Origin of the sequence: Streptomyces sp. NPDC088732 (assembly GCF_044751205.1) — a bacterium.
Lineage (GTDB): Bacteria > Actinomycetota > Actinomycetes > Streptomycetales > Streptomycetaceae > Actinacidiphila.
This window is the reverse complement of record NZ_JBIVLI010000012.1, coordinates 12,580-38,842: the sequence shown is the minus strand read 5'-3', so window position 1 is coordinate 38,842 and position 26,263 is coordinate 12,580. Positions and strand designations below refer to the sequence as shown.

At 72.6% G+C, this 26,263-nt stretch carries 25 protein-coding genes and 7 tRNA genes; 13 read left to right on the top strand and 19 right to left on the bottom strand.

Features of this window, described 5'->3' with window-relative positions:
* Positions 1-61: 61 nt before the first annotated feature.
* The 6 genes from pdxT to pgsA all read right to left on the bottom strand — a co-directional run bounded on the left by pdxT (position 62) and on the right by pgsA (position 5,249).
* Positions 62-706 (bottom strand): pyridoxal 5'-phosphate synthase glutaminase subunit PdxT, encoded by a 645-nt coding sequence (pdxT, locus tag ACIP9H_RS21005; protein WP_401594106.1) that lies wholly within the window; start codon positions 704-706, stop codon positions 62-64.
* Positions 707-782: 76 nt separating this feature from the next.
* Positions 783-1,739: a pyridoxal 5'-phosphate synthase lyase subunit PdxS gene (gene pdxS / locus ACIP9H_RS21000; RefSeq protein WP_360916237.1), complete on the bottom strand. Its 957-nt coding sequence runs from the start codon at positions 1,737-1,739 to the stop codon at positions 783-785.
* Positions 1,740-1,797: 58 nt separating this feature from the next.
* Positions 1,798-2,355, bottom strand: a complete 558-nt coding sequence (locus ACIP9H_RS20995; protein ID WP_401594104.1) for a hypothetical protein — start codon at positions 2,353-2,355, stop codon at positions 1,798-1,800.
* Positions 2,356-2,413: 58 nt separating this feature from the next.
* Positions 2,414-3,601, bottom strand: coding sequence for a glycosyltransferase family 4 protein (locus ACIP9H_RS20990; protein WP_401594101.1), 1,188 nt, complete (start codon positions 3,599-3,601; stop codon positions 2,414-2,416).
* A complete protein-coding gene (locus ACIP9H_RS20985; RefSeq protein WP_401594099.1) occupies positions 3,598-4,593 on the bottom strand; it encodes a phosphatidylinositol mannoside acyltransferase in 996 nt (331 codons plus the stop codon). Before ACIP9H_RS20985 ends, ACIP9H_RS20990 begins: the two co-directional genes overlap by 4 nt.
* A complete protein-coding gene (pgsA, locus tag ACIP9H_RS20980) occupies positions 4,590-5,249 on the bottom strand; it encodes a phosphatidylinositol phosphate synthase (protein WP_360916250.1) in 660 nt (219 codons plus the stop codon). The genes ACIP9H_RS20985 and pgsA overlap by 4 nt, the downstream gene beginning before the upstream one ends.
* A 245-nt stretch (positions 5,250-5,494) precedes the next feature.
* On the opposite strand from pgsA, the gene ACIP9H_RS20975 reads away from it, so the two are divergent.
* Together ACIP9H_RS20975 and ACIP9H_RS20970 are read left to right on the top strand one after the other, a co-directional pair.
* The gene (locus ACIP9H_RS20975) at positions 5,495-7,708 is read left to right on the top strand and encodes an elongation factor G-like protein EF-G2 (protein ID WP_401594096.1); all 2,214 of its coding nucleotides are present in this window, start codon (positions 5,495-5,497) and stop codon (positions 7,706-7,708) included.
* A 191-nt stretch (positions 7,709-7,899) separates the two neighbouring features.
* A complete protein-coding gene (locus ACIP9H_RS20970) occupies positions 7,900-9,543 on the top strand; it encodes a hypothetical protein (RefSeq protein ID WP_401594093.1) in 1,644 nt (547 codons plus the stop codon).
* A gap of 56 nt (positions 9,544-9,599) precedes the next feature.
* Here ACIP9H_RS20970 and ACIP9H_RS20965 read toward each other — a convergent pair whose 3' ends face one another.
* Positions 9,600-10,160 (bottom strand): HIT family protein, encoded by a 561-nt coding sequence (locus ACIP9H_RS20965; RefSeq protein WP_401594090.1) that lies wholly within the window; start codon positions 10,158-10,160, stop codon positions 9,600-9,602.
* 66 nt (positions 10,161-10,226) lie between these two features.
* Between ACIP9H_RS20965 and ACIP9H_RS20960 the strand changes: the two genes are divergently transcribed.
* Positions 10,227-10,904 (top strand): potassium channel family protein, encoded by a 678-nt coding sequence (locus ACIP9H_RS20960; protein ID WP_401594088.1) that lies wholly within the window; start codon positions 10,227-10,229, stop codon positions 10,902-10,904.
* Between the two features lie 40 nt (positions 10,905-10,944).
* On the opposite strand, the gene thrS is transcribed toward ACIP9H_RS20960, so the two are convergent.
* The 3 genes from thrS to ACIP9H_RS20945 form a co-directional block, all read right to left on the bottom strand.
* Complete coding sequence (gene thrS / locus ACIP9H_RS20955) at positions 10,945-12,927, bottom strand: threonine--tRNA ligase (RefSeq protein ID WP_401594086.1); 1,983 nt, start codon at positions 12,925-12,927, stop codon at positions 10,945-10,947.
* Between the two features lie 110 nt (positions 12,928-13,037).
* The gene (locus ACIP9H_RS20950) at positions 13,038-14,225 is read right to left on the bottom strand and encodes a hypothetical protein (RefSeq protein WP_401594083.1); all 1,188 of its coding nucleotides are present in this window, start codon (positions 14,223-14,225) and stop codon (positions 13,038-13,040) included.
* Entirely contained in the window at positions 14,225-14,791 is a 567-nt protein-coding gene (locus ACIP9H_RS20945; protein WP_401594081.1) for a DUF4365 domain-containing protein, read from the bottom strand. The genes ACIP9H_RS20950 and ACIP9H_RS20945 overlap by 1 nt, the downstream gene beginning before the upstream one ends.
* Positions 14,792-14,957: 166 nt before the next feature.
* Here ACIP9H_RS20945 and ACIP9H_RS20940 point away from each other — a divergent pair, with 166 nt between their 5' ends.
* A complete protein-coding gene (locus ACIP9H_RS20940) occupies positions 14,958-15,701 on the top strand; it encodes an exonuclease domain-containing protein (protein WP_401960138.1) in 744 nt (247 codons plus the stop codon).
* A 44-nt stretch (positions 15,702-15,745) separates the two neighbouring features.
* On the opposite strand, the gene ACIP9H_RS20935 is transcribed toward ACIP9H_RS20940, so the two are convergent.
* Positions 15,746-15,817 (bottom strand) — tRNA-Val (locus tag ACIP9H_RS20935).
* 39 nt (positions 15,818-15,856) lie between these two features.
* Positions 15,857-16,333, bottom strand: coding sequence for an SRPBCC family protein (locus tag ACIP9H_RS20930; RefSeq protein WP_401594076.1), 477 nt, complete (start codon positions 16,331-16,333; stop codon positions 15,857-15,859).
* 82 nt (positions 16,334-16,415) lie between these two features.
* On the opposite strand from ACIP9H_RS20930, the gene ACIP9H_RS20925 reads away from it, so the two are divergent.
* A complete protein-coding gene (locus ACIP9H_RS20925; protein WP_401960135.1) occupies positions 16,416-18,773 on the top strand; it encodes an SCO7613 C-terminal domain-containing membrane protein in 2,358 nt (785 codons plus the stop codon).
* Positions 18,774-19,479: 706 nt separating this feature from the next.
* Here the strand turns inward: ACIP9H_RS20925 and ACIP9H_RS20920 are convergent.
* Positions 19,480-19,551: transfer RNA gene (locus ACIP9H_RS20920), tRNA-Val, on the bottom strand.
* 55 nt (positions 19,552-19,606) lie between these two features.
* Positions 19,607-20,092 carry a TIGR02611 family protein gene (locus ACIP9H_RS20915; RefSeq protein ID WP_401960132.1) on the bottom strand — a complete coding sequence of 162 codons (486 nt, stop codon included), beginning with the start codon at positions 20,090-20,092 and terminating at the stop codon, positions 19,607-19,609.
* A gap of 190 nt (positions 20,093-20,282) precedes the next feature.
* On the opposite strand from ACIP9H_RS20915, the gene ACIP9H_RS20910 reads away from it, so the two are divergent.
* Positions 20,283-20,696, top strand: coding sequence for an SsgA family sporulation/cell division regulator (locus ACIP9H_RS20910; RefSeq protein WP_003959770.1), 414 nt, complete (start codon positions 20,283-20,285; stop codon positions 20,694-20,696).
* A 157-nt stretch (positions 20,697-20,853) separates the two neighbouring features.
* Complete coding sequence (locus ACIP9H_RS20905) at positions 20,854-21,438, top strand: CGNR zinc finger domain-containing protein (protein ID WP_401594067.1); 585 nt, start codon at positions 20,854-20,856, stop codon at positions 21,436-21,438.
* On the opposite strand, the gene ACIP9H_RS20900 is transcribed toward ACIP9H_RS20905, so the two are convergent.
* Both ACIP9H_RS20900 and ACIP9H_RS20895 read right to left on the bottom strand, forming a co-directional pair.
* On the bottom strand, positions 21,417-21,545 hold the full coding sequence (locus tag ACIP9H_RS20900) for a hypothetical protein (protein ID WP_319665437.1): 129 nt from the start codon (positions 21,543-21,545) through the stop codon (positions 21,417-21,419). The genes ACIP9H_RS20905 and ACIP9H_RS20900 overlap by 22 nt on opposite strands.
* A gap of 154 nt (positions 21,546-21,699) precedes the next feature.
* Positions 21,700-22,170 carry a hypothetical protein gene (locus ACIP9H_RS20895; protein ID WP_401594064.1) on the bottom strand — a complete coding sequence of 157 codons (471 nt, stop codon included), beginning with the start codon at positions 22,168-22,170 and terminating at the stop codon, positions 21,700-21,702.
* A gap of 126 nt (positions 22,171-22,296) precedes the next feature.
* Here ACIP9H_RS20895 and ACIP9H_RS20890 point away from each other — a divergent pair, with 126 nt between their 5' ends.
* Complete coding sequence (locus ACIP9H_RS20890; RefSeq protein ID WP_401960128.1) at positions 22,297-22,803, top strand: DsbA family protein; 507 nt, start codon at positions 22,297-22,299, stop codon at positions 22,801-22,803.
* Between the two features lie 17 nt (positions 22,804-22,820).
* Here the strand turns inward: ACIP9H_RS20890 and ACIP9H_RS20885 are convergent, their stop codons facing one another.
* The 3 genes from ACIP9H_RS20885 to ACIP9H_RS20875 all read right to left on the bottom strand — a co-directional run bounded on the left by ACIP9H_RS20885 (position 22,821) and on the right by ACIP9H_RS20875 (position 25,584).
* Positions 22,821-23,660, bottom strand: coding sequence for a GNAT family N-acetyltransferase (locus tag ACIP9H_RS20885; RefSeq protein ID WP_401594058.1), 840 nt, complete (start codon positions 23,658-23,660; stop codon positions 22,821-22,823).
* A 33-nt stretch (positions 23,661-23,693) separates the two neighbouring features.
* Positions 23,694-24,458 (bottom strand): aminotransferase class IV, encoded by a 765-nt coding sequence (locus ACIP9H_RS20880; RefSeq protein ID WP_401594352.1) that lies wholly within the window; start codon positions 24,456-24,458, stop codon positions 23,694-23,696.
* Positions 24,459-24,525: 67 nt separating this feature from the next.
* Complete coding sequence (locus tag ACIP9H_RS20875) at positions 24,526-25,584, bottom strand: chorismate-binding protein (RefSeq protein WP_401594056.1); 1,059 nt, start codon at positions 25,582-25,584, stop codon at positions 24,526-24,528.
* Positions 25,585-25,786: 202 nt separating this feature from the next.
* Between ACIP9H_RS20875 and ACIP9H_RS20870 the strand changes: the two genes are divergently transcribed.
* The 5 genes from ACIP9H_RS20870 to ACIP9H_RS20850 all read left to right on the top strand — a co-directional run bounded on the left by ACIP9H_RS20870 (position 25,787) and on the right by ACIP9H_RS20850 (position 26,243).
* Positions 25,787-25,859 (top strand) — tRNA-Gly (locus ACIP9H_RS20870).
* 27 nt (positions 25,860-25,886) lie between these two features.
* Positions 25,887-25,957: transfer RNA gene (locus ACIP9H_RS20865), tRNA-Cys, on the top strand.
* Between the two features lie 4 nt (positions 25,958-25,961).
* Positions 25,962-26,033, top strand: a tRNA-Val gene (locus ACIP9H_RS20860).
* Between the two features lie 33 nt (positions 26,034-26,066).
* Positions 26,067-26,138, top strand: a tRNA-Val gene (locus ACIP9H_RS20855).
* 30 nt (positions 26,139-26,168) lie between these two features.
* Positions 26,169-26,243: transfer RNA gene (locus tag ACIP9H_RS20850), tRNA-Val, on the top strand.
* The last annotated feature ends 20 nt before the right edge of the window (positions 26,244-26,263 follow it).

Sequence of the window (26,263 nt, the reverse complement as noted above, 5' to 3'; positions counted from 1 at the left end):
CAGCCTGTCTCCTTCACGTCACCGATTGCTTCACGAACACTGCGATCCTACCGGGATCGTGTCACGCGGCGGCGCGCACCATGTCGACGAAGTAGCGGTGCACGCGGTGGTCCCCGGTCAGTTCCGGGTGGAACGCGGTGGCCAGCAGGTTTCCCTGGCGCACGGCGACCGTGGTGCCGTCGTCGAGCCGGGCCAGCGTGGCGACCGCGCTGCCGGTCGATTCGACCCAGGGTGCGCGGATGAAGACGCCCTCGACCGGGCCGCCGTCGATCCCCTCGACCGCGACCGCGGTCTCGAAGGACTCGTTCTGCCGCCCGAAGGCGTTGCGCCGCACGGTCATGTCGATCCCGCCGAAGGTCTCCTGGTCGTCCCTGCCGTCCAGGATCTTGTCGGCGAGCATGATCATTCCGGCGCAGGTTCCGTAGACGGGCAGGCCCTCGCGGATGCGGTCGCGCAGCGGCTGCATGACGTCGAAGAGCACGGCCAGCTTGGACATGGTGGTCGACTCGCCGCCGGGGATCACCAGGCCGTCGATCCCGGCGAGTTCCCCGGGCCGCCGCACCGGGCGGGCGAGGGCGTCGGCCTCGGCGAGCGCGACAAGGTGCTCGCGCACGTCGCCCTGGAGGGCGAGGACGCCGACGGTGGGCGTGCTGCTGGACCGCGGTGGAACGGGGAACGCGGGGAACGCAGAGGAAACGGGTGACACAGGGGGAACCTTCCGGGCGGCTGGGTCGGGCACGGCGGACGGGCAGGCCGTCGCCGGCCCGCCCGTCACACGGCGTTCACCAGCCGCGGTTGGCGTAACGCTCGGTCTCGGGGAGGGTGTCGCAGTTGATGCCGACCATGGCCTCACCCAGGTTGCGGGAGGCGTCCGCGATGATCTTCGGGTCGTCGTAGAACGTGGTGGCCTTCACGATGGCGGCGGCGCGCTTGGCCGGGTCGCCGGACTTGAAGATGCCGGAGCCGACGAAGACGCCCTCCGCGCCGAGCTGCCGCATCAGCGCGGCGTCGGCCGGGGTGGCCACACCGCCGGCGGAGAACAGCACGACCGGCAGCTTGCCGAGCTCGGCGACCTCCTTGACGAGCTCGTACGGGGCGCGCAGCTCCTTGGCGGCGGCGTACAGCTCGTGGTTGTCGTAGCCGCGCAGGCGGGCGATCTCGTTCTTGATCTGGCGCAGGTGGCGGACGGCCTCCACGACGTTGCCGGTGCCGGCCTCGCCCTTGGAGCGGATCATGGCCGCGCCCTCGGCGATACGGCGCAGAGCCTCGCCCAAGTTGGTGGCACCGCAGACGAAGGGGGTGGTGAACTCCCACTTGTCGGAGTGGTTGACCTCGTCGGCCGGGGTCAGCACCTCGGACTCGTCGATGTAGTCGACACCGAGCGCCTGCAGGACCTGGGCCTCGACGAAGTGCCCGATGCGGGACTTGGCCATGACGGGGATCGACACGGCCCCGATGATGCCCTCGATCATGTCCGGGTCGGACATGCGCGCCACGCCGCCGTCCTTGCGGATGTCGGCCGGGACCCGCTCCAGGGCCATGACGGCCACCGCGCCGGCGTCCTCGGCGATCTTCGCCTGCTCGGGGGTGACGACATCCATGATCACGCCGCCCTTGAGCTGCTCGGCCATGCCGCGCTTGACGCGCGCGGTGCCGGTCTCAGGGGACTGGGGGGTGCTGGGAAGCGTGCTGGACACGGTGACCTCACTCGGCGACGGAACTTCTGGGGGGAGCGGCATTTGCCCTGTATCCCATGGTGGACCGCACGAAGTGGACCGGAAAAGGGCCAATCGCGCCTCAGTGGCCTGCTGCGCCGTCCGCGGTGAGGACGACCGGAGGCTCGTCGTCCATTTCGAACGTCACGGGCCGCGGGGCGTGCCCGGCCAGCCGGAACCAGCGCACCTTGCGGTGCGCCCGCAGCGCCCGGGCGGCACGCACGGCGTCGTTGTGGAAGCGCCGGGCCATCGGCACCCGGCGCACGGCCTGGGTCAGCTCACGGGCGGCGTCCTCGCCACCGGGCGCCTGCCGTACGGCGTCGACCGCGTCGGCCTCGGAGAACACCGCGCGCAGCGCCTGGCTCAGCTCGCTCTCGGCCACCTCGCGCTGGTCGTCCTCCGCCTGCCGGGCCGAGTGCGCGGCCTCGTAGAGCACGATGCTGGCCGCCGGGTCGAGCACGCCCGCCGTCGCGAGCTCCTGGGCGACCGAGGCCCTGCGCAGCAGCTGCGCGTCCAGCGCGGCGCGGGCGGCGTCGATGCGCGCGTGCAGCCGGTCCAGCCGGCCCGCGGTCCAGCTCAGATAGAGGCCGATGGCGACGACCGCCACGGCCACCCAGATGATGGTGGTCACGGGCGGCAAGGCTACCGGTGCGCCGGGGGCGGCCCGCCAGGCGGCGGACCCTCACCGGTGCGGGCGCTCAGTCGCGGGCGAAGCCGAACCGGGCGCGCAGCCCGACGCGCTCGTCCGCCGCCACCGCCGCGGCGCCCGCGGTGACCGTCTCGTAGACCGCCAGGATGTCCGAGGCCACCCTGGACCAGTCGAAGCGCCGCACGTGACGCGCACCCAGGTCGCGCAGTTGCGCCCGGCGCTCGGGGTCGCCGAGCAGCCGTACCGCCGCCGCCGCGAGGGCCTGCGGGTCCTCGTTGGGGAAGACCTCGCCGGCCGCTCCCCCGTCGAGCACCTGCCGGAAGGCGTCCAGGTCGCTGGCGAGCACCGGGGCGCCCGCCGACATCGCCTCGACCAGGATGATCCCGAAGCTCTCGCCGCCGGTGTTGGGCGCGATGTACAGGTCGACGCTGCGCAGCAGGCGCGCCTTGTCCTCGTCGCTGACCATGCCGAGGAACTCCACGTGCGAGCGCAAGTCCGCGGGCAGGTCCTCCACGGCCTCCTTCTCGTCGCCGCGCCCCGCCACCAGCAGCCGGGTGTCCGGGCGCTCCGCGAGGATCCGGGGCAGGGCCTTCATGAGCACGGGCAGGCCCTTGCGGGGCTCGTCGATGCGGCCGATGAAGCCGATGGTGCGGCCTTCGCCGGATCCGGTGGCGCCCCCGCCCTGCCACTCGGCCTTGGGCTCGGCGCCGGCGAAGAAGCCGACGTCGACGCCGTTGGGGATGACCACGGCGTCCCCGCCCAGGTGCTCGACCAGCGTGCGCCGGGCGTACTCGCTCACCGCGATGCGCGCGCTGATCTTCTCCAGGGCGGCCTGCAGGATCGGGTACGCGGCGATCATCGCCCGCGAGCGCGGGTTGGAGGTGTGGAAGGTGGCGACGATCGGCCCCTGTGCCGCCCAGCAGGTGAGCAGGCCCAGCGAGGGCGAGGAGGGCTCGTGGACGTGGATGACGTCGAAGGCGCCCTCGTGCAGCCAGCGCCGCACCCGGGCGGCCGACAGGAAGCCGAAGTTGAGCCGGGCCACGGAGCCGTTGTAGGGGACGGGGACGGCCCGGCCGGAGGAGACGACGTACGGCGGCAGCGGGGTCTCGTCGTCCGCGGGCGCCAGGACGGAGACCTGGTGGCCCAGCGCGATCAGGTGCTCGGCCAGGTCGCGGATGTGGAACTGGACGCCTCCGGGGACGTCCCAGGAGTACGGGCTGACGATCCCGATCCTCAAGATTTCTCCGTTCCGGAGCGGTCGGAGGCAGTGCCTGACACCGGAGGGGACGCCGCGACGGAGTCCCCGGGTTGCCCCGGGACGGCGGTTCCGGCCGGCTCCGGACGGGTTTCGAGGTCTTCCAGCCACAGCCGCTGCAGCATGTGCCAGTCCTCGGGGTGCTCGGCGATGCCGGCGGCGAAGACGTCGGCGAGCCGCTGCGTCATGGCGGAGGTCTTCTCCGCGCGCGTGCCGCTCTCCGGGACCTCCAAGGGCGGGTGGACGCGGCCCTGGAGGATCCGGGACCGGTCGTACCAGAGGGTGACGGGCAGCAGGAGCGCGCCGGTCTGCACGGAGAGCAGCGCCGGCCCGGCCGGCATGCGCGCGCTCGCGCCGAAGAAGTCCACCGGGACACCGGAGGCGGACAGGTCGCGGTCGGCGACCAGGCAGACCAGGCCGCCGTCGCGCAGCCGCCGCGCCAGGGTGCCGAAGGCGGTGCCGCCGGTGTGCGGCAGCACCTCCATGCCCAGGCCCTCGCGGTAGGCGACGAAGCGGTCGTACAGGGTCTCCGGCTTGAGGCGCTCGGCGACGGTGGTGAAGGGCACCCCGAGCCGGGTGGTGACCCAGGCGCCGGCCAGGTCCCAGTTGGCCATGTGCGGCAGGGCGAGGACGAGGCCGCGGCCGGAGGCCAGGCCGTCCACCAGGTGGTGCAGGCCCTCGGGGGCGAAGCCCTCGCGGACGCGCTCGGTGCTCCACGCGGGCAGCCGGAAGGACTCCATCCAGTAGCGCAGGTAGGAGCGCATGCCCGCCTTGGACAGCTCGCGCAGGCGGGCCTCGTCGGCGTCCGGCACGACGCGTGCCAGGTTGCCCTCCAGGCGGGTCACGCCCTTGCCGCGCCGGCTCCACGCGAAGTCGGCCACCGCGCGCCCCAGGCGGTCCGCCACCGGCTCGGGGAGCCGCTTGACGGCGCCCCAGCCCAGTCCGTACAGCGCGTCGGTCAGCCGGTCCTTCACGCCGCCCCGCTTCCCTCGCGTGCCGCGGCGTCGGCCTCGAAGGCCTCCCGGCGCACGGTGATCACCCGCTGCACCAGCGTGACCAGGCTGCCGACGGCCACGATCCACAGCGCGATCGGCAGCAGCCACTGGATGCCCGGCACCCCGAACTTGTGCAGTCCGGCGAAGCCGCAGGCCACCAGCGAGATCACCAGGCGCTCGGCGCGCTCCACGAGCCCGTTGACGGCGACGGGGAGGCCGATGCTCTCGCCGCGCGCCTTGGTGTACGACACCACCTGGCCGCTGGCGAGGCAGAAGATCGTCACGGCGCACAGCACGAGGTCGTTGCCGCCCCCGGCGTACCACAGGGCGAGTCCGCCGAAGATGGCCGCGTCGGCGACCCGGTCGAGCGTGGAGTCGAGGAACGCGCCCCACCGGCTGGAGACGCCGGCCTGGCGGGCCATGTTGCCGTCCACCAGGTCGGAGAAGACGAAGAGCGTGATCACGACCGTGCCCCAGAAGAACTCGCCCCTGGGGTAGAAGACCAGCGCTCCCGCGACCACGCCTCCGGTGCCGATCAGCGTGACCGTGTCCGGGCTGACGCCCAGGCGCAGCAGAAACGCGGCGAACGGTGTGAGGACACGCGTGAAGAATGCACGCGCGTACTTGTTCAGCATGGCCTTCCCGGAGGTCGGTGGTGCCCGGCGCGGCTCCGGCGGCCGCCCCGGCTGGCCCATCGTAGCCAGGTGGGATGGTCCGGATGCGCCGGGCTCCCGCCCCACGGCCACACGTACGACGTATGGACGCACCGTGACGCGCGTGGGAAGGTCGAATTACCGCGGGCGCCGCAGAGGCCGCCCTGGTCGGGTGGTCTCCCGTGGCCCGCAGTCCCCATGCCGTGACGGACCGGGAGGCGAGGCACATGGGTGACAGGAGAGACGCAGGTCCAGGAGCCGCCGGAAGGGCATCGACGGCCGACCGGCCCGCCGATGTACGCAACGTGGTGCTGGTCGGCCACAGTGGCTCCGGGAAGACGACACTGGTCGAGGCGCTGGCCCTGGCCACAGGGGCGGTGAACCGCGCCGGGCACGTCGCCGACGGCGGCACGGTCTCCGACCACGACGAGATCGAGCACCGCCAGCAGCGCTCGGTGCAGTTGTCGCTCGTCCCGGTCGAATGGGACGGAATCAAGATCAATCTGCTCGACACCCCCGGCTATGCCGACTTCGTGGGTGAGCTCAGGGCCGGTCTGCGCGCTGCGGACGCGGCCCTGTTCGTCGTCTCGGCCGCCGACGGCGTGGACGGCGCGACCCGCATGGTCTGGGACGAGTGCGCGGCGGTCGGCATGCCGCGCGCGGTGGTCATCACGCACCTGGAGGCGGCACGTGCCTCCTTCGAGGAAATGACCGAGACCTGCCGCGCGGTCTTCGGCGGCGACTCCCCCGAGTCGGTGCTGCCGCTGTACCTGCCGCTGCACGGCGAGGAGAGTCCCGGCAGCGACGGGCACCGGCCCGTGACGGGGCTGATCGGGCTGCTGTCGCAGCGGATCTACGACTACTGCTCGGGCGAGCGCGAGGAAGGCACCCCCGCGCCCGACGACGTCCCGGTGATCGACGAGGCACGCGGCCGGCTCATCGAGGGGATCATCGCCGAGAGCGAGGACGAGACCCTCATGGACCGCTACCTCGGCGGCGAGGAACTGGACATGAAGACCCTGGTCCAGGACCTCGAACGGGCCGTCGCCCGCGGCTCGTTCCACCCCGTGCTCGCCGCCGCCCCCGCGGCGGAGGGCTGCAAGCGGGGCATCGGCACCGTGGAGCTGCTGGAACTGATCACGGGCGGTTTCCCGACCCCTCTGGAGCGCGAGGTCCCGCGGGTCAGCACCCCGCAGGGCACCCCGCACGACCAGCTGACCTGCGACCCGGACGGGCCGCTGGCCGCCGAGGTGGTCAAGACCTACTCCGACCCGTACGTGGGGCGGATCAGTCTGGTGCGGGTCTTCTCCGGCACGCTGCGCCCCGACGAGACGGTCCATGTCTCCGGGCACGGGCTGGAGGACCGGGGCCACGAGGACCACGACGTGGACGAGCGGATCGGCGCGCTGTCCTCGCCCTTCGGCAAGCAGCAGCGGCCGGTACCGCACTGCGTCGCGGGCGACCTGGCGTGCGTGGCGAAGCTGACCCGGGCGGAGACCGGCGACACGCTCTCCGCCAAGGACGACCCGCTGCTGATGGAGCCGTGGCTGATGCCCGACCCGCTGCTGCCGGTGGCCATCCAGGCGCACAGCAAGGCGGACGAGGACAAGCTGTCCATGGGCCTGGCCCGGCTGGTCGCCGAGGACCCGACGATGCGGCTGGAGCAGAACCCGGACACCAACCAGGTGGTGCTGTGGTGCCTGGGCGAGGCCCATGTCGACGTCGCGCTGGAGCGGCTGCGCACCCGCTACGGGGTCCAGGTGGACTCGGTCCCGCACAAGGTGGCGCTCCGCGAGACCTTCGGCGAGAAGGCCACGGCACGCGGACGGCATGTCAAGCAGTCCGGCGGGCACGGCCAGTTCGCGATCTGCGACATCGAGGTCGAGCCGCTGCCGGTCGGTTCGGGCATCGAGTTCGTCGACAAGGTCGTCGGGGGCGCGGTGCCGCGGCAGTTCATCCCGTCGGTGGAGAAGGGGGTGCGGGCGCAGGCCGCACGGGGCGTGGCGCTGGGCTTCCCGGTGGAGGACATCCGGATCACGCTCGTCGACGGCAAGGCGCACTCGGTGGACTCCTCCGACGCCGCCTTCCAGACCGCGGGCGCGCTCGCGTTGCGCGAGGCCGCGGCGCAGTGCCGGATCCACCTGCTGGAACCGGTGAGCGAGGTCCGGGTGATGGTGCCCGACGAGTACGTCGGCCCGGTCATGAGCGACCTGTCCGGCCGCCGGGGCCGGGTGCTGGGCACCGAACCGGTCGGGCAGGGCCGCACCCTGGTGCGGGCCGAAGTGCCGGAGATCGAGATCGGTCGCTACGCGGTCGACCTGCGTTCGCTCTCGCACGGAATGGGTCGCTACGCGCGCACTCATGCCCGGCACGAACCGATGCCTCCGCAGCTGGCCGGCAAGCTGAGAGAGCAGCACGCCCAAGAGGTGGGCGCCAAGTAGCGCTCACGCGGCACCGGTCGCGGGCCCGGCGGAACGATCAAGTTCCGTCGGGCCCATGACGCATGTCACACCCCCCGTATACGCTGTGTGGGCAGCGCGGGAGGAATGCCGCGGCTGCGACCGGGGAACGGTCCGGGGAGTGGGCCGGACGGGCTTTCGCCTGCGCGGACGGGCACGAGGAGGGGGCGCAAGTGAGCAACAGTTACGACTTCCTGAGCCCGGGCGCGCAGATCCCGTTGAGCGGTGCCGACGGGCAGACCGCGGCCACCCAGGCGCTGGCCTCGGCCGCCTACCGGGACAGCCCGCTGGAGGCCCTGTCCGACGCGGACTCCGGCATGACCGTCGTCACCCCGCCCAAACTCTCCCTGCTCCAGGCCAATTTGGGCGAGGCCTTCGCCCGCGCGGTGCAGAACCGGATGCTCGGCGCCGCGCGCAACGAACTGGTGCAGTCCTTCGGCGCCGAGCCGCAGACCGTCGTCGAGCACTGCCTGGCCGCCAATCGCATCCGGCAGGAGCGGGACAACCGGCTCACGGGCATCATGGTCGTCTTCGGGCTGCTCTTCCTGCCGGGCGTGCTGCTCTGGCTGGGGGCGTTCCAGCTGCGCAGCACGGTCAAGAAGGCCGAGGGTTCGCGCGCCGGGCTGCTGGGCTCGGTCGTGCTGCTGGTGGTCGGCCTCTTCGCCGTGCTCTTCGTCGTCAACCCGCCGCTGACCGGCTTCTGGTCGCAGTACCTGCGCGTGATGATGATCGCGCCGGTCCTCGGCTGGTTCTGGGCCAAGCGGATCTGCGAGCGCACCGCCAAGGACCTGCGGGACCGCTGGGCGGGGCTGGTCTCCGGCAGCGGCGTGGGCGCCAAGATCCCCGAGGCGGTGCCCCGCAACCCCAACGAGACCCGGGCCGAAAAGCTCCGCCAGAGCCTGGCGAAGCTCTCCGCCGAGCAGCAGAGCAACGTGGTCTTCTACGCCGGCCCCAAGGGCATACTCGGGATGGGCACCCGCTGGGGCGACTGGCAGATGGCCGAGGAGCTGACCCCGCGGGAAGGCCTCGCCGAGATCCACCCGTTCCGCAGCTGGGACGTCATCAAGGCGGTGCACGGCCGGCTGCGCGAGCTGGAACGCGGCCCGCTGCACACGGGCGGCTTCCCCAAGCCCGTCATACGCCACTGGGTCGTCGCACCGGTCGGTGAGGGAGCCAAGAAGGTCAGCCGGCCCACCGGGGCGGACGTCGAGGGCTACACCGTCCGGGACTTCGAGATACAGCGGATCTGCAACGAGCAGCAGTTCGGCAAGGGCAACCGCCACTACCTGGGGATCCAGTTCGTCCTGTGGGACGGGCAGTTGGTGATAACCCTGCTGGTCACCGTGACCGTCCTGGCCAGCACCTTGCGCGTCGAGGTCACCGGCCACGCCCTCGGTCCCGTGCATTCGCTCTTCACCTCGGCGCCCGACGCCAAGGAGAAGAAGGTCAGCCACCCGGTGAAGTTCTGGGAGACCAGGACGGTCTCCATACCGCTGGTCGAGAGCGACGAGGTGGTGCGGCTCGCCGCCCGCGCGCCGCTGTCCCGCTTCCCCCAGGTGCTGGAGTACCTGGGCGGCAAAATCGTCCTTCCCGAGCCCTTCGGGCTGCGGCACACCTGGGCCTCCGCGCCCTGGACGCACCGCTTCATGGCGGACGACGCCCTGCGCGCGGCGACCCCGGTGCTGCGCGCGGTCCACTCGGCGGCGATCGAGGTCATGCGGGAGAACGGCGTGGACACCGAGAAGTTCACCGCCCGCTCGCTGGTCCTGGGCGGCTCGGTGCAGAACGCCACCCCGTCCGAGGCGGACATCTACTGACGCCGCCCCCGGCGGGGGCGGGCGGTTCGGCGTTCAGCGTTCAGCCAGGCGTCGGTTCAGACAGTGGGCCAGGCGTCCGCGAGCATCTTGCGGGTGTCCGCGAGAAGCTGCGGCAGCACCTTGGTGTGCCCGACCACCGGCATGAAGTTGGTGTCGCCGCCCCAGCGCGGCACCACGTGCTGGTGCAGATGCGCGGCGATCCCCGCACCGGCCACGGCGCCCTGGTTCATGCCGATGTTGAAGCCGTGGGCGCCCGAGGCCGACCGCAGGGCGACCATGGCCCGCTTGGTGAAGTCCGCCAGCTCGGCGGTCTCCGCCAGGTCGAGGTCGGTGTAGTCGGCGACATGGCGGTACGGGACCACCATCAGGTGGCCGCCGTTGTACGGGTAGAGGTTGAGGACCGCGTACACGGCCCCGCCGCGGGCGATGACCAGCCCGTCCTCGTCGCTCATCTCCGGAATCGCGCAGAAGGGGCAGCCGTCCGCGGCCCCGGGGCCGGTCGGCTTGTTCTCGCCCTGGATGTACGCCATGCGGTGCGGCGTCCACAGGCGCTGGAACGCGTCCTGCGTCCCCACTCCGTTCTGCAGTTCCGGCTCACTCGTCATGCCTTGCAGCATATGGCGTCCGCCCCGCTCAGCGTGTCGCCGGGGGCGCTCCCCCGCGCAGCACTGGATGCTGGCCCCATGCCCTTGCAAGACGAGCGGCGGCTGCGGGAGTGGGAGCGCCGCGGGAGCGTGCCGCTCTCCGTCGCGTCCCTGGTGTTCCTCGTCACCTACGCCGTGCGCGTGCTGGCCCACGAGCTGCCACGCGACATGCGCGACCTGCTCCTGCTGCTCACCTTGGTGACCTGGGCCTTCTTCGTCGCCGACTATCTGCTGCGGGTGACGGTGGCCCCCCACCGCTGGTCCTATGTGCGGCGCCGCTGGCTGGACCTGGTGGTCGTGATCATGCCCCTGCTGCGCCCCTTGCGCATCCTGCAGAACTACTCCACGGTGCAGAGCCGCCGGGAGCGGCCCCGGCTCACCCTGGAGGCCCGTGTGATGTCCTACGCCGGGCTCACCACGCTGCTGCTGGGCTTCGCGGCCAGCCTCCAGGTGTACGCGATCGAGCGGCAGGCGCCCGGCGCCTCCATCCGCACCTACGGCGACGCGGTGTGGTGGGCCTGCTCCGCGGTGACCACGACCGGCTACGGCGACGTCGTGCCCGTCACCGCCAAGGGACGGCTGATCGGGGCGGGCGTGATGTTCCTCGGCGTCGTCCTGATCGGGGCGGTCGTCGCCTCCTTCGCGTCCTGGCTGACCCAGAGCTTCCGCCGTCCCGAGGAGCGCCGGAACGGACGAAGGCCCCCGGAGGACGGATAGTCCTCCGGGGGCCCGGTCATACCCTGCGGGCTCGCGGTCGTCAGACCTGGACGCGGTCCTCGACGGCCTTGGCGATCTCGGCGAGGGCCTCGTCGCGCGGGATGCCGTTCTTCTGCGAGCCGTCGCGGTAGCGGAAGGAGACCGTGCCGGCCGCCATGTCCTCGTCGCCGACGATGACCATGAAGGGCACCTTGTTCTTCTGGGCGTTGCGGATCTTCTTCTGCATGCGGTCCGCGGAGCCGTCCACCTCGACCCGCAGGCCCTTCTTCTTCGCCGCGGCGGCGAAGTCCTCCAGGTACGACACGTGGGCGTCGCCGATCGGGATGCCGACCGCCTGCACGGGGGCCAGCCAGGCCGGGAAGGCGCCCGCGTAGTGCTCCAGCAGCACCGCGAAGAAGCGCTCGATGGAACCGAAGAGGGCGCGGTGGATCATGACCGGCCGCTGCTTGGTGCCGTCGGCGGCCGTGTACTGGAGGTCGAAGCGCTCGGGCAGGTTGAAGTCCAGCTGCACGGTCGACATCTGCCAGGTGCGGCCGATGGCGTCCTTGGCCTGAACGGAGATCTTCGGGCCGTAGAAGGCGGCGCCGCCCGGGTCCGGGACGAGCGGGAGGCCCTGCTTCTCGGCCACCTGGCGCAGCACCTCGGTGGCCTCCTCCCAGGTCTCGTCCGAACCGACGTACTTCACCGGGTCCTTGGTGGACAGCTCCAGGTAGAAGTCGGTCAGGCCGTAGTCGCGCAGCAGGTTGAGGACGAAGGTGAGCGTCTTGTCGAGCTCGTCGGCCATCTGCTCGCGGGTGCAGTAGATGTGCGCGTCGTCCTGCGTGAAGCCGCGGGCGCGGGTGAGGCCGTGCACGACGCCCGACTTCTCGTACCGGTACACGGTGCCGAACTCGAAGAGCCGCAGCGGCAGTTCACGGTAGGACCGGCCGCGGGCATCGAAGATCAGGTTGTGCATCGGGCAGTTCATCGGCTTGAGGTAGTAGTCGACGCCCTCGTCCAGCTGCATGGGCGGGTACATGCCGTCGGCGTACCAGTCCAGGTGGCCCGAGGTCTCGAACAGCTTCCCCTTGGTGGCGTGCGGGGTGTAGACGAACTCGTACCCCTCCTCCTCGTGCCGACGCCGCGAGTAGTCCTCCATGACCCGGCGGATGATGCCGCCCCGGGGGTGGAAGACCGCGAGGCCCGAACCGATCTGCTCCGGGACGGAGAACAGGTCGAGCTCGGCGCCGAGCTTGCGGTGGTCGCGCTTCTCGGCCTCGACGAGGAAGTCCAGGTACTCCTTCAGCTCGTCCCTGGACGGCCAGGCGGTGCCGTAGATGCGCTGGAGCTGCTTGTTCTTCTCGCTGCCGCGCCAGTAGGCGGCGGCGGAGCGCATCAGCTTGAACGCCGGGATGATCCGGGTGGTGGGCAGGTGGGGACCGCGGCAGAGGTCCTTCCAGCACAGCTCGCCGGTCTTGGGGTCCAGGTTGTCGTAGATGGTCAGCTCGCCGGCGCCGACCTCGGCGGAGGCGCCCTCGGCCGCGTCGGCGGCGGAGCCCTTGAGGCCGATCAGCTCCAGCTTGTACGGCTCGGCCGCCAGCTCCTCGCGGGCGGCGTCGTCGCTGACGGCACGGCGGGAGAAGCGCTGGCCCCGCTTGACGATCTCCTGCATCTTCTTCTCGATGCGCTTGAGGTCGTCGGGGTGGAAGGGCGTCTCGACGTCGAAGTCGTAGTAGAAGCCGTCCTTGATGGGCGGGCCGATGCCGAGCTTCGCCTCCGGGAAGAGCTCCTGCACGGCCTGCGCCATCACGTGCGCGGTGGAGTGGCGCAGGATGTTCAGGCCGTCCTCGCTGCCGATCCCCACGGGCTCGACCTCGTCGCCGTCGGCGATCTCGTACGCGAGGTCCTTCAGCTGCCCCGCGACGCGCGCGGCGACGACGGTGCGATCGCCCTCGAAGAGCTCCGCGGCCGTCGTGCCCGTGGTCACCACGCGCTCTTCCCGCTCATCGGAATCGCGTTTGATGGTCACACGGACGTCTGACACCGGTCTCTCCTGACGTATGTCCCACTGGGGCCCGGCAGCGGAAGCTGCACCGCTGAATCCTACCGAGCCCCGCGGGTCCGCCGCGAAGTGATCGCTGCCGGGGGCGAGCGTCACCCGCCGAAGGAGTCCTCGAAGGTGTCGACCCCGCCGTGCAGCGCCTTCAGCAGCCGGTCGCGGTCGGCCTCGTCGACGTGGACCGGGGTGAGGGCGGTCGGATGGGTCAGGTGCCGGAAGCCGGTACGGGTCTCCAGCCGGCCCGACAGCCGGACGGGCAGCCCCACCAGATGCGCCTGGGCGGCGATCCGGTAGGCGTCCTCCGCCAGGCGCACCCGGATGTGCCGGACGTCCGCCCCCGCCAGCACCCGCAGCCGCACGGTGCCGCTGCCGGAAGGGCGCGGGCGGCGCAGCCGGGTGACCGTCCCGGTGACGCGCACGTCCACCGAGGGTTCCTCACGCACATAACGCTCGCTGGCGGCCTCCAGGGCCGGGAGGTCGCCAGGGGAGAACTCGACCGGCTCGGGCACGGCCGCGAATCCGGCGGGTGGCCCGGCCCCCGGGGCCCAGGAGAGCGTGACGGCCACGCCCTCGGTCCCGCGTATCAGGCGGATCAGGGAGTCGGCGAGCTCATGGCAGACACCCAGGCCGACGGCGGCGTCGAAGGCCTCCATGCCGCCGGTCGTGCGCTGGTAGTCCACCGCGTCCCGGGCGGCCTGCAGCGCCCGCAGCAGCGTCGCGGTGACGGACCGCCCCTCCGGGACCGGGCAGTAGGCGGTGAGCTGGTGCCCCGCCGGGGCGGGACCGACGAGCACCTGCTCCAGGAAGGCGGTGGCGTGGCCGGTGTGCCGCTGGCCGAAGTAGCCGAAGCGGTCCCGCTCGGCGCGGGCCGCGGCCATCAGCATGATCCGGGCCGCGGAGCGCAGCTGCTCGGCCGCGGTCCACGTCACGGCGGCACCGTCGACCAGCGGTACCGCACGCTGCCAGCGGATCTCGTCGCCCGGCACGGCGAGCGCGGTCAGCACCTCGCGCGCCGAGGGCACACCGCAGCGTGCGAGGGCGTCCAGCGCCTCCCCGAGCAGTTCCTCGTGGTCCGCGTAACGGGCCTCGCCTCGCCGGTCGGGCACCAGGAGGCTCATACGGCCGGAGGCCCCGGCCTCGCCGGGCGGCGTCCAGCGCGTGTAGCGGCCGGGTGCCCCACCGCGCAACTGCCAGCCGTGGCGGGCCAGCAGCGCGGTGAGCACACCGGGGTCGACCCGCTCGGGGTCGGGCGGCACGAGTACGTCGTCGGCCGGCCGGCTCATCAGGGCCTCCCTCCCGCCCCGACCCGGGTCATGATCTCGCACAGGGCGCGGTCGTCGAAGATCCGCGCGGTGGGTATCCGCACGGTGGTCTTGCGCTTGCCGGTCACGGCGTGCCCGGCGAGGTTCGTCCAGTAACAGCAGTGTCGCAGTTCCAGCCGGTCGTGGCTGGCCCGCAGCCATTCCTCCTGGGTGCGCGGGACGAGCATCACCACCAGGATCTTGTGCACCGAGACCGGGGACCGGGCCAGCTTCACCAGGTGCTCGTTCTCGAGCGTGAAGGCGAAGGTGGGCCCGGGCGGGCGCGGTGCCACCTGGTAGGTGCACTTGAGCTGCACCTTGATCGTGACCTCGTCGTCGATGCCGTGGCCACGTGAGCTGTGACTTATGTGCCAGTCGATCCCGTTGTCCGGAAAGGGCTGCGCGAGCGAACATCCCGCGGCCGCGGCGACCGCGTGCAGGTATCCCACCTGCAGGGTTTCCATGCAACTGGTGGTGGCGAGCCCGCCCCGCAGCGGCTCGATCCGCTCCGGCAGCAGCCCGCCCGGTATGGGCTGCTCGAGCGCCATCGCTCTCCGTGCCTCTCCGGGCCGCGGGACTCCTGATGATTCCCCGTACCCTTTCCATCCCCCTCGGCGTCAAGTCGCAAACGAGCCGGGTTCGGTGACATCCGGTCACGGGTAATCAATGAATGAGCGATCCGTCAATTCGTCACCTTTGTACGGGGGGTGCGCCATGCCGCACTGGTACGACGGCCCATTGGCCGCCTTCGACACCGAGACCACCGGCGTGGACGTGGAGCGGGACCGTGTGGTCTCCGCCGCGCTGGTGGTGCAGGACACACCGCACGCGCCGCCGCGCACGACCGGCTGGCTGGTCGATCCCGGCGTCCCGGTACCGGACGGCGCCCGCGCGGTGCACGGGCTGGACGACGCCTACTTGCAGGCCAACGGCCGCCGGCCGGGGCCCGTCATGGAGGAGATGGCCCGGGCGCTCGCCGACCAGGCCGCCCACGGCGTGCCCCTGGTCGTGATGAACGCGCCCTTCGATCTCACGCTGCTGGACCGCGAGTTGCGCCGGCACCGCGGCACGGCCCTGGACGGCTACCTGGTGCGGGGGCCGCTGCGGGTGCTCGATCCGCGGGTGCTGGACAAGTACGTCGACCGTTACCGCAAGGGCCGCCGCACGCTCACCGACCTGTGCGCGCACTACGGGGTGGCCCTGACCGACGCGCACGACGCCTCCGCGGACGCGCTCGCCGCGCTGGCCCTCGTCCGCGAACTGGGCCGGCGCTTCGCCGACCGCATAGGCAGCATGCCTGCGGCGGAACTGCACGCCCGTCAGGCCCTGTGGCACGCCGGCCAGGCACGGGGGCTCCAGGCGTGGTTCACCCGCAGCGGCACGGACGAGCGGGTCGACCCGGCCTGGCCGCTGCGCCCCTCGGCCCCGGTCCCGGCACCGGAGGAACCCGCGGCGTAGAACGGCGGAAGGCCGGTCCCTCAGGACCGGCCTTCCGTGGTGCGTGGGCGATACTGGGATCGAACCAGTGACCCCTTCGGTGTGAACGAAGTGCTCTCCCGCTGAGCTAATCGCCCGGGAACGTCCTGAACCATACAGGGCCCGGGGCACTGCGTTCAAACCACTTGGCCGCCGGCCCTCGCGTCGGCGGCCAGCCGGGCCGCCAGACCGCGCCTGCCGCTCCGCATCATCAGCGCGTGGTTGGCCCGGAACAACGGGCGGCACGGCACGGCGAGCCGCCGCATCAGCGGCTTGTTGACGACCACGTCCTCCTCGAACAGCAGCCGCGTCCCGCCGCCCCTCCGGCCCGCGCCGACCGTCCAGCGCACCCAGCCCTCCAGGTCACCGCTCATCGCCGCCTCCAGCACCCGGGCCGCCGGGTCCCGCCGGGTCTGCCGCGCGGTCACCAGCAGGTCGTACGGCAGGACGGAGCGGAAGCGCAGCATGCCCACCGTCTCGCCGGTCTGCCGCACCTCGCGGATCTGCGGCCACCAGGACGGGTACTGGTCGGGCCGCTCCAGCAGGCCGTAGACGGTCTCGGGCGGCGCGGGCAACTCCCACAGGGCGCGGAAGCGGTAGCGGCTCCAGTCCATGGAGCCAGTGTGCGTACTCAGCCCGCATCTGAGTAGCCGCGCGCATGGCGGGGCACCGCGCCCCGCCGCCACACTCCGGGACATGGACCCGACGCGCCCGCACACCGACCGCTGCCCCGGCTGCGGCTGGTACCTGCCCGCACCCGTACCGCCGATGGCGCCGGCACCCGCCTGCCCCCGGTGCGGGACGACGCTGGTGGGACCGGCCGCCGACGAACTGCGCGCCACCGACCGCGCGATCCTGCGCCTGGACGCCGAACGCGGCCGGCTGCTCATGCGGCGCGCACAGCTGCTCGCGCACCTGCGGCCCGCCGTCCCCGCGACCCCGACTCCCGCATGGGGCAGGCCCGTTGCCGCACCCGACGCCGCACCGCGCACGGTGCAGCACCTGTTGCTCGCCCTCGGCGGGCTGCTGCTCGCGGTCGCCGCGATCGCGTTCACCGTCCTCAGCTGGGGCCACCTCGGCATCGCCGGCCGCTCCGCGGTCCTGGGCGCCCTCACCGTCGCCGCCGCGGCCGTCCCCGCCCTGCTGCTGCGCCGCTCGCTGACGGCGACGGCGGAGGTCGCGGCATGCCTCGCCCTCGTCCTGCTGCTCCTCGACGCCTACGCCCTGCGGCGGGTGGCCTTCCCCGGACCGGACGGCCTGCGCTACGCCGCCGTCGCCCTGGCCGTCGTGAGCGCCGCCTGGGCCGGCTACGCCCGGCTGCTGCCGCGCCTGGCACTGCCCCTGCCCCTCGCGCTCGTCCTGGCCCAACTCCCCCTGTGCCTCTGGGCGTGGGCGAGCGGGTCGGCGTACGCGACGGCGACCGCGCTGCTCGCCACGGCCGCGCTCGACACGGTGGCCGCGCCGAGCCTGCGGCGGCCCGGGCCGCACCTGACCGCCGCCGTGTCCGGCACCGCCCTCGGTCTGTGCGGACTGCTGCTCGCCGGCGCCCTCTCCGCCACCGCGACCGGCACCGGCGCGGCCCTGCGGGCGAGCGGCCTGCTGCTCGGCGCCGCTGCCGTCGCGGGGACGGCGGCACTGCGGCGCACACCGGCCGCGCCCGTCGCGGGCATCCTCGCCGGCGTCGCCGCGGTGTCCGCGGTCGCGGCGGCCGGCGGGACCGTCCGCGTCCTGGTGCCGGACGACTGGGCCGCCGTGGGCTACCTGCTGTGCGCCACGGCGGCACTGGCCGCGGCCGCGGTCCTCCCCCTGCGGCGCGCGGTGACCGCCGGCCTGGCCTCCGGCGCGGCCGCCGCCGGCGCCGTGACCGTCCTGTGGGCCCTGCCGCCGCTCACCGTCGCCCTCCTCACCCCCGGCGACTTCCACGGGCCGGCCGCGGCGCCCGTCGTCGCCGGGCTCACCGCCGCGACACTCGCGGCGGCCGCCCGCCGCCCGGGCTCCCGCCCCGCGGCCTCCGCCGCGGTCGTGGCGGCCGCGGCCGCTCTGTGCGCTGTCGACCTGCCGCTGATGCGCGTGGCCGCCGTCGCCTCGCTCCTGGCGCTGTCGGCCGTCGCCCTCGCGCCCGTCGCGCTCACCACGGCGGGCGTCCTGGCGGTCACCACGATCGGATGGGTGCACGAGGACGGCCCGCTGACGCTCACCGTGCTGGCGCTGCTGCTCGTGGCGTACGGCGCCCTCTTCGCCGCCGCGCCCCGCACGCGGGCGGTCAGCGCCGCCTGCGCGACAGCCTGCGCGGCGGGCCTGGCATGGGACGGTCCCCTCGTCGCGGGGTGGCAGCCGCACGAGGCCGCCTTCGCCGTCCTGGGCGTCGCCGCGGCCGCCCAGGCACTCGCCCTGGCCCGGACCGCCCGCGCCTTCGAGTACCCGGGGTACGCGGCCGCCGCCCTCGCGCTCAGCCTCGCGGCCGGCGAGCCCGCACCGCTGGCCCTCGCCCTGGCCTGCACCGGGGCCGTCATGGCCGCGGTCGCCGGACTCCGGGCCGAACGGCGCCGCCTCCACCATGTCGCGACCGCGCTGTTCGTCGCGGCGCTCTGGGTCCGCCTCGCGGCGTCCGGCGTCACGACGCCCGAGGCGTACACCGCCCCGGTCGGCGCGGTCGCCCTCACCCTCGGCCTGCTCGCGCGGCGCCGCGACCCCGCGGTCTCCTCCTGGCTCGCCTACGGCCCCGGGCTCGCCGTCACGCTGCTGCCCTCGCTCGTCACCGCCTGGGGCGACCCGGGATGGCACCGGCCCCTCCTGCTCGGCGCCGCCGCCCTCGCCGTGACACTGCTGGGCGCGGCCCGGCGGCTGGCCGCCCCGCTCCTCCTCGGCGGCGCCGTCCTCGCCCTCGACGCGATCCGCGAGCTGGCGCCCTTCGTCGTGCAGGCGCTGGACGCGGTGCCCCGGTGGGTGCCGTTGGGGGTGGCGGGGTTGCTGCTGGTCGCGCTGGGCGCGACGTACGAGCGGCGGTTGCGGGAGGTTCGCCGCCTGCGGCGGCGGCTCCTGCGGCTCCATTGAGCCGGGTTTTTCCCCGCCCTCCCGCCCGTGTGCCCTGTGAAGTCAGGTGCCCCGGCGCAAGTGGTGTGGGGGCCGGGTTCGGGGCCTCCGGGGCTGCACGTCCTGGACTGGATATTTACGTGCGTTTCCAGCGCTCACCATTGTTCACCCCGGATCCCGCACACAAATATGCCGAACGTCCAGAACATCCACCCCTACGACCCCGCCCCCTCCGTGAGCTCTCGCGCCTGATCCCCGGTGGGGGGGGGTGAGAAGGCGGCGTGGCCCGTGGCGCAGTCAGTGCGGCGGAGTCGGTTGCGGGGGAACGGTCACCCAGCAGCCGTCTTTGCGCGGCGCTTGTTGGGGCGTTGGTGGTCCGGCCCGGTCCGGACACGCACACGGTACGACCGCGCTGCGCCAACGACAGCTTGAGCACGGACCGCCCCCACACCCCCACCGGGGATCAGGCGCGATACGAGACCTGAGGGGGCGGGGTCGTAGGGGTGGCGTTCTGGACACTGGAGCATATTTGGGTGCGTGACCCGGAGTGCGCAGCCGAGAGTGCCTGAGGCACCTAAATGTGCTGTCCAGAATGGCAGCCCCGGAGGCCCCGAACCCGACCCCCCAACCACTTGCGTCGGGGCGCGTGACTTCACAGGGCACACGGGCGGGAGGGTGGGGGAAAGGGCGAAGGCCTGGAGGCTGCGCCTCCAGGCCTTCGGGACGGTGGGCGATACTGGGATCGAACCAGTGACCCCTTCGGTGTGAACGAAGTGCTCTCCCGCTGAGCTAATCGCCCGTCGCGGGGACAACATTACCGCATGTCAGCCGTGGCCCGGACCGGGCTGCCGGCGTCAGTCCATGCCCGCGCGCCACGGCATGACGAAGCCGAAGCGCCACAGGTAGTAGCCGAGCAGGGCGCCGACGATCACGAGGCCGACGGTGGTGAGGACGATGTTGCGACGCCGGACCTTCGGGTCGAGCGCCTTATGGGCGGCCTCGGTGACCTTCCGCTTGGTCCAGCGCAGCACGAGCTGGGCCCAGACGAACTCGGTCGCCCATACGGCCATACCGGCGAAGATGATCACCCAGCCGGGACCGGGCAGCGGGAGCAGGACGATGCCGCCGCCGACAATGGCGAGGCCGATGACGAAGACCCCGACCTGCCAGCTCACGTGGAGCGCCCGGGACCGCCGGATGAAGAGCGGTGCCCGGGAGCCCAGCGGGCGTTCGGAACCGCCCGGTCCCGGCACGTCGCCCTCGGTGCCGCCGTTGCCGACGTCACCGTCGGCGGGATCCGTGGCCACGGCCGTCCTTCGCTCGTCACTCTCCGCAGTCATGTTCTCCAACGTACCCGACCTCGCTCCCTCACCGGAATGGCTCGCCGGGGAGGAAAAGAACTCGGCCGGACGAGGTACCGGAACCCTCACAAACCCGTCAGAGGGGTTTACAACGTCCCCGCAGGTGGCATGTCGATTTCGCCGACGTGCGAATCCCCGAGCGCACACTGAGCGAAAGGCCCTGGCGCTTATGAACACCACGGTCAGCTGCGAGCTGCACCTGCGCCTCGTTGTGTCGAGCGAATCGTCACTGCCCGTGCCCGCGGGCTTGCGGTACGACACGGCCGATCCCTACGCCGTGCACGCCACTTTCCACACCGGTGCCGAGGAGACGGTCGAATGGGTCTTCGCCCGCGACCTGCTCGCCGAAGGGCTGCACCGGCCCACCGGTACCGGCGACGTCCGGGTCTGGCCGTCCCGCAGTCACGGTCAGGGCGTCGTCTGCATCGCCCTCAGCTCTCCCGAGGGGGAGGCGCTGCTGGAGGCCCCGGCACGCGCCCTGGAGTCGTTCCTCAAGCGGACCGACGCCGCGGTGCCGCCCGGTACCGAGCATCGACACTTCGATCTGGACACCGAGCTCTCGCACATCCTCGCCGAGAGCTGAGTCCGCCGACCGTCCGCTGCCGTACGCATCTCGGGGGTACGGCGCGGACCCGACCCGCCGAAGCCGCCGCCGCGGAGCCGTGCCGCTCCACGACGGCGGCTCTCGCGCTACAGTCACCGGAACGCCCGCCCCACAAGGCCAGGGAGAGAGCGATTCCGTGCTGATCAACCATGACACCAGGTGCGCGCTCGACTGCGTGGTGGACCTGATCAACACCACGCCGGAGAGCGACGGCCGGGAGGGTCTCCCCGATCTCACGGCGCTGCAGGCCTTCGTGGAGCGCAACGAGATCAGCGAAGTGAACACGCTCGACGAGCAGGACCTGCTGGCCGTCCGCAGGATACGCGGCCTCTTCGCGCAGACGTTCACCGCCCCGAGCACGCCGGCGGCGGCCGCGGTGGTCAACGCGCTGGTCGCCGAGGCGGGCACCACTCCCCGTCTGACGGACCACGACGGCTACGACTGGCACGTGCACTACTTCGCGCCCGGGGCGTCGCTGGCGCACCATCTCGCCGCGGACTGCGGCATGGCCCTGGCGTTCATCCTCGTGGCCGGCGAGCGCGAGCGGCTGCGCCACTGCGACGCACCCGACTGCCGCCGCGCCTTCGTGGACCTGTCCCGCAACCGCTCCCGCCGCTACTGCGACAGCCGCACCTGCGGCAACCGGCTGCATGTGGCGGCCTACCGGGCGCGGCGCCGCGAGGCGGTGGCGGTCCCGGCTCAGAACGGCCAGAGGTCGTAGAGCCCGCCGAGGCCGAGCAGGCCGCCGATGACGGTCAGGAACAGCATCAGCGGCGGCTGGGAGAGCGCGAAGAGGCAACCGCGCGGCTCGTCGTTTTCGAGTTCCATGGCCTTACAAGGTCGTGGGACGTTCGGCAGGGGCACGAACTCGCACAACCGTACGCCCCGGGGCACGCCAACTAACGCCCTGGGGGCGGTAGTTGGGGTTTGCACCACCGCGATGATGGCGCAGTGCCGACGGCCCCCGCGACCAACACGCCGCTCAGATGCCCCGGCGCTTGAGGATCTCCTCGATCTCACCGAATTCGGCCAGGTCGGGATCGGTTCTGATCTTCTCCTTGGCCTTCTTGGACTCCGGCCGTACTTCCGGCCGCCGACCCGCGCCGAGCGCCGGAGCACTCGCGCCGGGCACGGCCGCGGGCGTCCCTCGCCGCTCGGGCGCGACTCCGCGCCGTCCGGCGATCCGGCCCACCGCGTAGAGCACGACGGCCAGCGCGAGGACGCCGAACCCCGCCCACACCGAGGGCTTGAAGACCAGGCCGGCCGTCCAGTCACCGACGGCGGCGACCACCTTGCCGCCCAGGGTGGCCAGGCCCGTCATCCAGAACCCGACGGGCAGCAGCGCCACCGCGGCGATGCGCACCGCCCGGGAGAACCTGCGGCGGTACGCGGTGAGCACCGCGATGGCGAGGCCCGCCGCGGACAGCGCCACACACACGGTCGAGGTCAGCATGCGCAGCTCCTCCGAAGGGGACTTATGCCTCCATCGTGCACCTGTACGGCCCTGCCGGGCCATGGTCCGCGGGCAACGTCAGGGTGATCTCCGGGACGCCTCCTCCCCCGGTGGGAGACTGGCCCCATGAACCAAGCGACCCCCGGCACCGCTTTCCTGGAGTTCTGGTGCGAACTCCAGTGCCCCGACTGCGCCGCCGCCCTGACCGACCTCCGCACGCTGCGGGAGACCTACGGCGACGCCCTGGAGATCCAGCTCCGCCACTTCCCGCTGGAGAAGCACAAGCACTCCTACGCCGCCGCCCAGGCCGCCGAGGAGGCGTTCACGCAGGGCCGCGGATGGGAGTACGCCGAAGCCGTCCTCGCGCGCACGGAGGAGCTCGGCAGCCGGGGCGAGCCGCTGCTCGTGGACATCGCGGCGGAGCTGGGGCTGGACGCGGAGGAGTTCGACACCGCGCTCGTCGACGGTCGCCACCTGCTGATCGTCGACGCGGACCAGGCGGAGGGCAAGGCGATCGGCGTGACCGGGACCCCCACCTACGTCATCGGCGGGGAGCGGTTCGACGGCGGGAAGAGCCAGGAGGGGCTGCGCGAACGCGTCGAGGCGGTGGCCGACCGGCTGCTCGGGCGGTAGGGGCGCGGCCGCCGCTGTCAGAGCAGCGGTTTGGCGAAGTGGACCTGCGTGGTGCGGTAGCCCAGCGACTCGTACAGCCGCAGCGCGGGATCGTTGCCGGCGAAGACGTTGAGGCCGAGCCAGTGCAGCCCGTCGGCGACGCAGGCGCCCTCGGCGGCGAGCATCAGGGTGCGCCCGTGGCCGCGGCCGCGGTGGGCCTCGGCCACATGGACGTCGTAGACGTAGCCGGCCGGCTCGCCGTCGTCCGTGGCCCGGCGGCCCACCCACAGGTCGCCGACGTCCTCGCCGCCGACGCGGAGGACCCGCAGCACGATGCCGGGGGTCGCCAGGCCCTCCGGCAGCGCGGAGCGGTGGTCGGCCTCGGCCTTGGCGCGGGCCTGCGCCTCGGGGACGCCGCGCAGGGTCCAGCTGCGCACATAGTCGTCCTGCATCCGGGCCAGCCACGCCGGGAAGTCCGCCTCGGTCATCGCCCGCGGCTCGCTGCCCTCCGGCAGCGCGGGCGGCGCGTCGGGGAGCGCCTTGAGCATGTTCCGGTTCCGCTCCGAGTACCCGAGGGTCCTGGCCAGCCGGAACGCGGCGGTCTCACCGGACCGGACGGTGACCTCGATCCGGCGGCAGCCCCAGTCCCGCAGCACCTCCTCGGCGGCGAGGGCGGCGACCGTGCCGCGGCCCCGGCGCTGCTGGCCGTGCTCGATCCGCAGGGCCACGATGCGACCGGTCTCCGGGCCGAACCGGGCGTCCGTGCACAGCGTCGTCTCCCCCACGGGGCGGCCGTTGACGCAGATGTGGTAGCGGCGGGCGCGGACGCCGCCGCGCCACGTCTGTTCGGGCTCCGCGGGTCGCAGCGTGGTCGTCATGGTCAGGAGTTCTACTCGGTCGGCGCCCGCACGTCACGGGTTGACGTTCTCGGCCGCGCGCTCGGCGAAGACGCGCATCGCCTTGGCGGTCACCGGGCCCGGAGTTCCGGGCAGTTCACGGGCGTCGGTGCGGTGGACGGCCTGCACGTCGCGCAGGGTCGAGGTCAGGAAGATCTCGTCGGCCTGCTCGAGCACGTCCAGCGGCAGGTCCGCCTCCTCGGCCCCGGCCCAGTCCGCCACCAGCTCGCGGGTGATGCCGGCCAGGCAGCCGGAGGCCAGCGGCGGGGTGAGCAGCTTGCCGCCCACGACGACGAAGACGTTGGAGCCGGTGCCCTCGCAGAGCGCCCCCTGAGTGTTGGCGAACAGGGCCTCCGAGGCGCCCTCGCGGTGGGCGCGGGCCAGGGCGACGACGTTCTCGCCGTAGGACGTGGTCTTCAGCCCGGCCAGGGCGCCCTTCTCGTTGCGCGTCCAGGGCACCGTGATGACGGCCGTGCTGTCCGGGCGCGGGTTCGCCGAGCCGAGGGCGACCACGAGGGTCGGGCCGGCGGTGCCGCGTTCGGAGCCCAGCGGCGAAGTGCCGCCGGTGTAGGTGATCCGCAGCCGGCCCAGCGGCACCGGGTCGGCGGCCAGGACCGCCTCGCACGCGTGCCGCACCGCGTCGAGGTCGGGCTCGGGCAGGCCCAGGCCCGCCGCCGAGCGGGCCAGGCGCCGCAGGTGCCGGTCCATGGCGAAGGCCGTGCCCCGCGAGGCCTTGAGCGTCTCGAAAACGCCGTCGCCCACGGTCATTCCGTGGTCCATCACGGACACCAGGGCATCGTCGGCCTCGCGCAGCGCGCCGTTGACCCAGATCGTCGTGCTCACCGTGTCACTCCGCCTCGTCGTCGCAGTCGTACACACCCGACGCTACCGCCAGCAGCCGGGACGCCTTCAGCTCGGTCTCGTCCCACTCGCGCCCGGGGTCCGAGCCCCAGGTGATGCCGGCGCCGGTGCCGAAGCGCAACTGGGGCGGACCGGGCGCGGTGCGGTCGATCCAGAAGGTCCGGATGCCGACCGCGAGGGCGCCGGTGCGGCGGTCGGCGTCGACCCAGCCGATGCCGCCGCAGTAGGGGCCGCGGGGGGCCGTCTCCAGCTCCTCGATGATGCGCAGGGCGCTGGACTTGGGGGCACCGGTGACGGAACCGGGCGGGAAGGCGGCGGCCAGCAGGTCGGGCCAGCCGGCTCCCTCGCGCAGCTCGCCGCGGACGGTGGAGACCAGATGGACCAGGCCGGGGTGCTTCTCCACGACGCACAGGTCGGGGACCGTGACCGTGCCGGTGGCGCAGACCCGTCCGAGGTCGTTGCGGACCAGGTCCACGATCATGACGTTCTCGGCGTGGTCCTTGGGCAGCAGGTCGGCCTCGGTGCGGCCGGTGCCCTTGATCGGCCCGGACTCGATCACGCCGCCGCGGCGGCGCAGGAACAGCTCCGGGGAGGCGGTGGCGATCTCCACGCCGTGCCCGGGCAGCCGGACGGTGCCCCCGTACGGTGCCGGGTTGCCGAGCGCGAGGGCGGCGCCGAGGGCGTCGATGTCGGCGTCCGGGTCGGGCAGCGGCGCGGACAGCACGCGGCAGAGGTTGGCCTGGTAGACGTCGCCGGCCGCGATGTACTCCCGCACGCGGCGCACTCCGGCGGTGTAGGCGGCGCGGTCCAGGGAGGACGTCCAGGCGCCGGCGGCCGGGCCGTGCCAGCGCGCGGCGGCGCGCCGGGGGGCCGGTCCGGGATCGGGAACGACCGTGCCGAAGCGCGCGCAGACCGTTCCGCCCTCGAAGCCGGCGACGACCGCCCAGAAGCCGGAGGAGTCCAGTGCGGCGGGGTCGCTGGTGACATCCCGCAGGTCGGAGGCGAGAAAGCCGCCGATTCTGGCGAGGGGGGCGAGGTCGGGCACGGGGCTTCCCAGGTCGGTCCGTCAGGGTGAATGCGAGTGTAAGTCGGCACCGGCGGGCCAGATGCGCTGGTCACCGACCCGGCACGCTGCGAAAACGCGTTTTGGAGGCGGGGCGGTCTTCCGCTAGAGTTCAACTCGTCGCCGGGACGCGGAAGCGCCCCGGCCGAGGTCCCGCCCGGGTGCGAGCTCCGGGGGAGACGCTGCGGACGTGGCTCAGTTGGTAGAGCATCACCTTGCCAAGGTGAGGGTCGCGAGTTCGAATCTCGTCGTCCGCTCGAAGTGGGGGTTCCGGCCCCCGCGCTGGTGGAGTGGCCGAGAGGCGAGGCAACGGCCTGCAAAGCCGTCTACACGGGTTCAAATCCCGTCTCCACCTCTTCGGACGATTAGCTCAGCGGGAGAGCGCTTCCCTGACACGGAAGAGGTCACTGGTTCAATCCCAGTATCGTCCACTGGGGCTTCGGCCCCCGAGGGTCTTCCCTCACGCGCGATTAGCTCAGCGGGAGAGCGCTTCCCTGACACGGAAGAGGTCACTGGTTCAATCCCAGTATCGCGCACGCGGTATCAGAGGTACCCGTGGTTCCCGAGGACGATTAGCTCAGCGGGAGAGCGCTTCCCTGACACGGAAGAGGTCACTGGTTCAATCCCAGTATCGTCCACCACCCCAGAGGGCCGGAGCGTT

Excerpts from the sequence above, each read along its gene's own strand:
- pdxS (WP_360916237.1), bottom strand. The coding sequence starts at position 1,739 with ATGCCGCTCCCCCCAGAAGTTCCGTCGCCGAGTGAGGTCACCGTGTCC.
- pgsA (WP_360916250.1), bottom strand. The coding sequence starts at position 5,249 with ATGCTGAACAAGTACGCGCGTGCATTCTTCACGCGTGTCCTCACACCG.
- ACIP9H_RS20975 (WP_401594096.1), top strand. The coding sequence starts at position 5,495 with ATGGGTGACAGGAGAGACGCAGGTCCAGGAGCCGCCGGAAGGGCATCG.
- ACIP9H_RS20965 (WP_401594090.1), bottom strand. The coding sequence starts at position 10,160 with ATGCTGCAAGGCATGACGAGTGAGCCGGAACTGCAGAACGGAGTGGGG.
- ACIP9H_RS20960 (WP_401594088.1), top strand. The coding sequence starts at position 10,227 with ATGCCCTTGCAAGACGAGCGGCGGCTGCGGGAGTGGGAGCGCCGCGGG.
- ACIP9H_RS20950 (WP_401594083.1), bottom strand. The coding sequence starts at position 14,225 with ATGAGCCGGCCGGCCGACGACGTACTCGTGCCGCCCGACCCCGAGCGG.
- ACIP9H_RS20945 (WP_401594081.1), bottom strand. The coding sequence starts at position 14,791 with ATGGCGCTCGAGCAGCCCATACCGGGCGGGCTGCTGCCGGAGCGGATC.
- ACIP9H_RS20940 (WP_401960138.1), top strand. The coding sequence starts at position 14,958 with ATGCCGCACTGGTACGACGGCCCATTGGCCGCCTTCGACACCGAGACC.
- ACIP9H_RS20930 (WP_401594076.1), bottom strand. The coding sequence starts at position 16,333 with ATGGACTGGAGCCGCTACCGCTTCCGCGCCCTGTGGGAGTTGCCCGCG.
- ACIP9H_RS20925 (WP_401960135.1), top strand. The coding sequence starts at position 16,416 with ATGGACCCGACGCGCCCGCACACCGACCGCTGCCCCGGCTGCGGCTGG.
- ACIP9H_RS20915 (WP_401960132.1), bottom strand. The coding sequence starts at position 20,092 with ATGACTGCGGAGAGTGACGAGCGAAGGACGGCCGTGGCCACGGATCCC.
- ACIP9H_RS20910 (WP_003959770.1), top strand. The coding sequence starts at position 20,283 with ATGAACACCACGGTCAGCTGCGAGCTGCACCTGCGCCTCGTTGTGTCG.
- ACIP9H_RS20900 (WP_319665437.1), bottom strand. The coding sequence starts at position 21,545 with ATGGAACTCGAAAACGACGAGCCGCGCGGTTGCCTCTTCGCGCTCTCC.
- ACIP9H_RS20895 (WP_401594064.1), bottom strand. The coding sequence starts at position 22,170 with ATGCTGACCTCGACCGTGTGTGTGGCGCTGTCCGCGGCGGGCCTCGCC.
- ACIP9H_RS20890 (WP_401960128.1), top strand. The coding sequence starts at position 22,297 with ATGAACCAAGCGACCCCCGGCACCGCTTTCCTGGAGTTCTGGTGCGAA.
- ACIP9H_RS20885 (WP_401594058.1), bottom strand. The coding sequence starts at position 23,660 with ATGACGACCACGCTGCGACCCGCGGAGCCCGAACAGACGTGGCGCGGC.
- ACIP9H_RS20880 (WP_401594352.1), bottom strand. The coding sequence starts at position 24,458 with ATGGACCACGGAATGACCGTGGGCGACGGCGTTTTCGAGACGCTCAAG.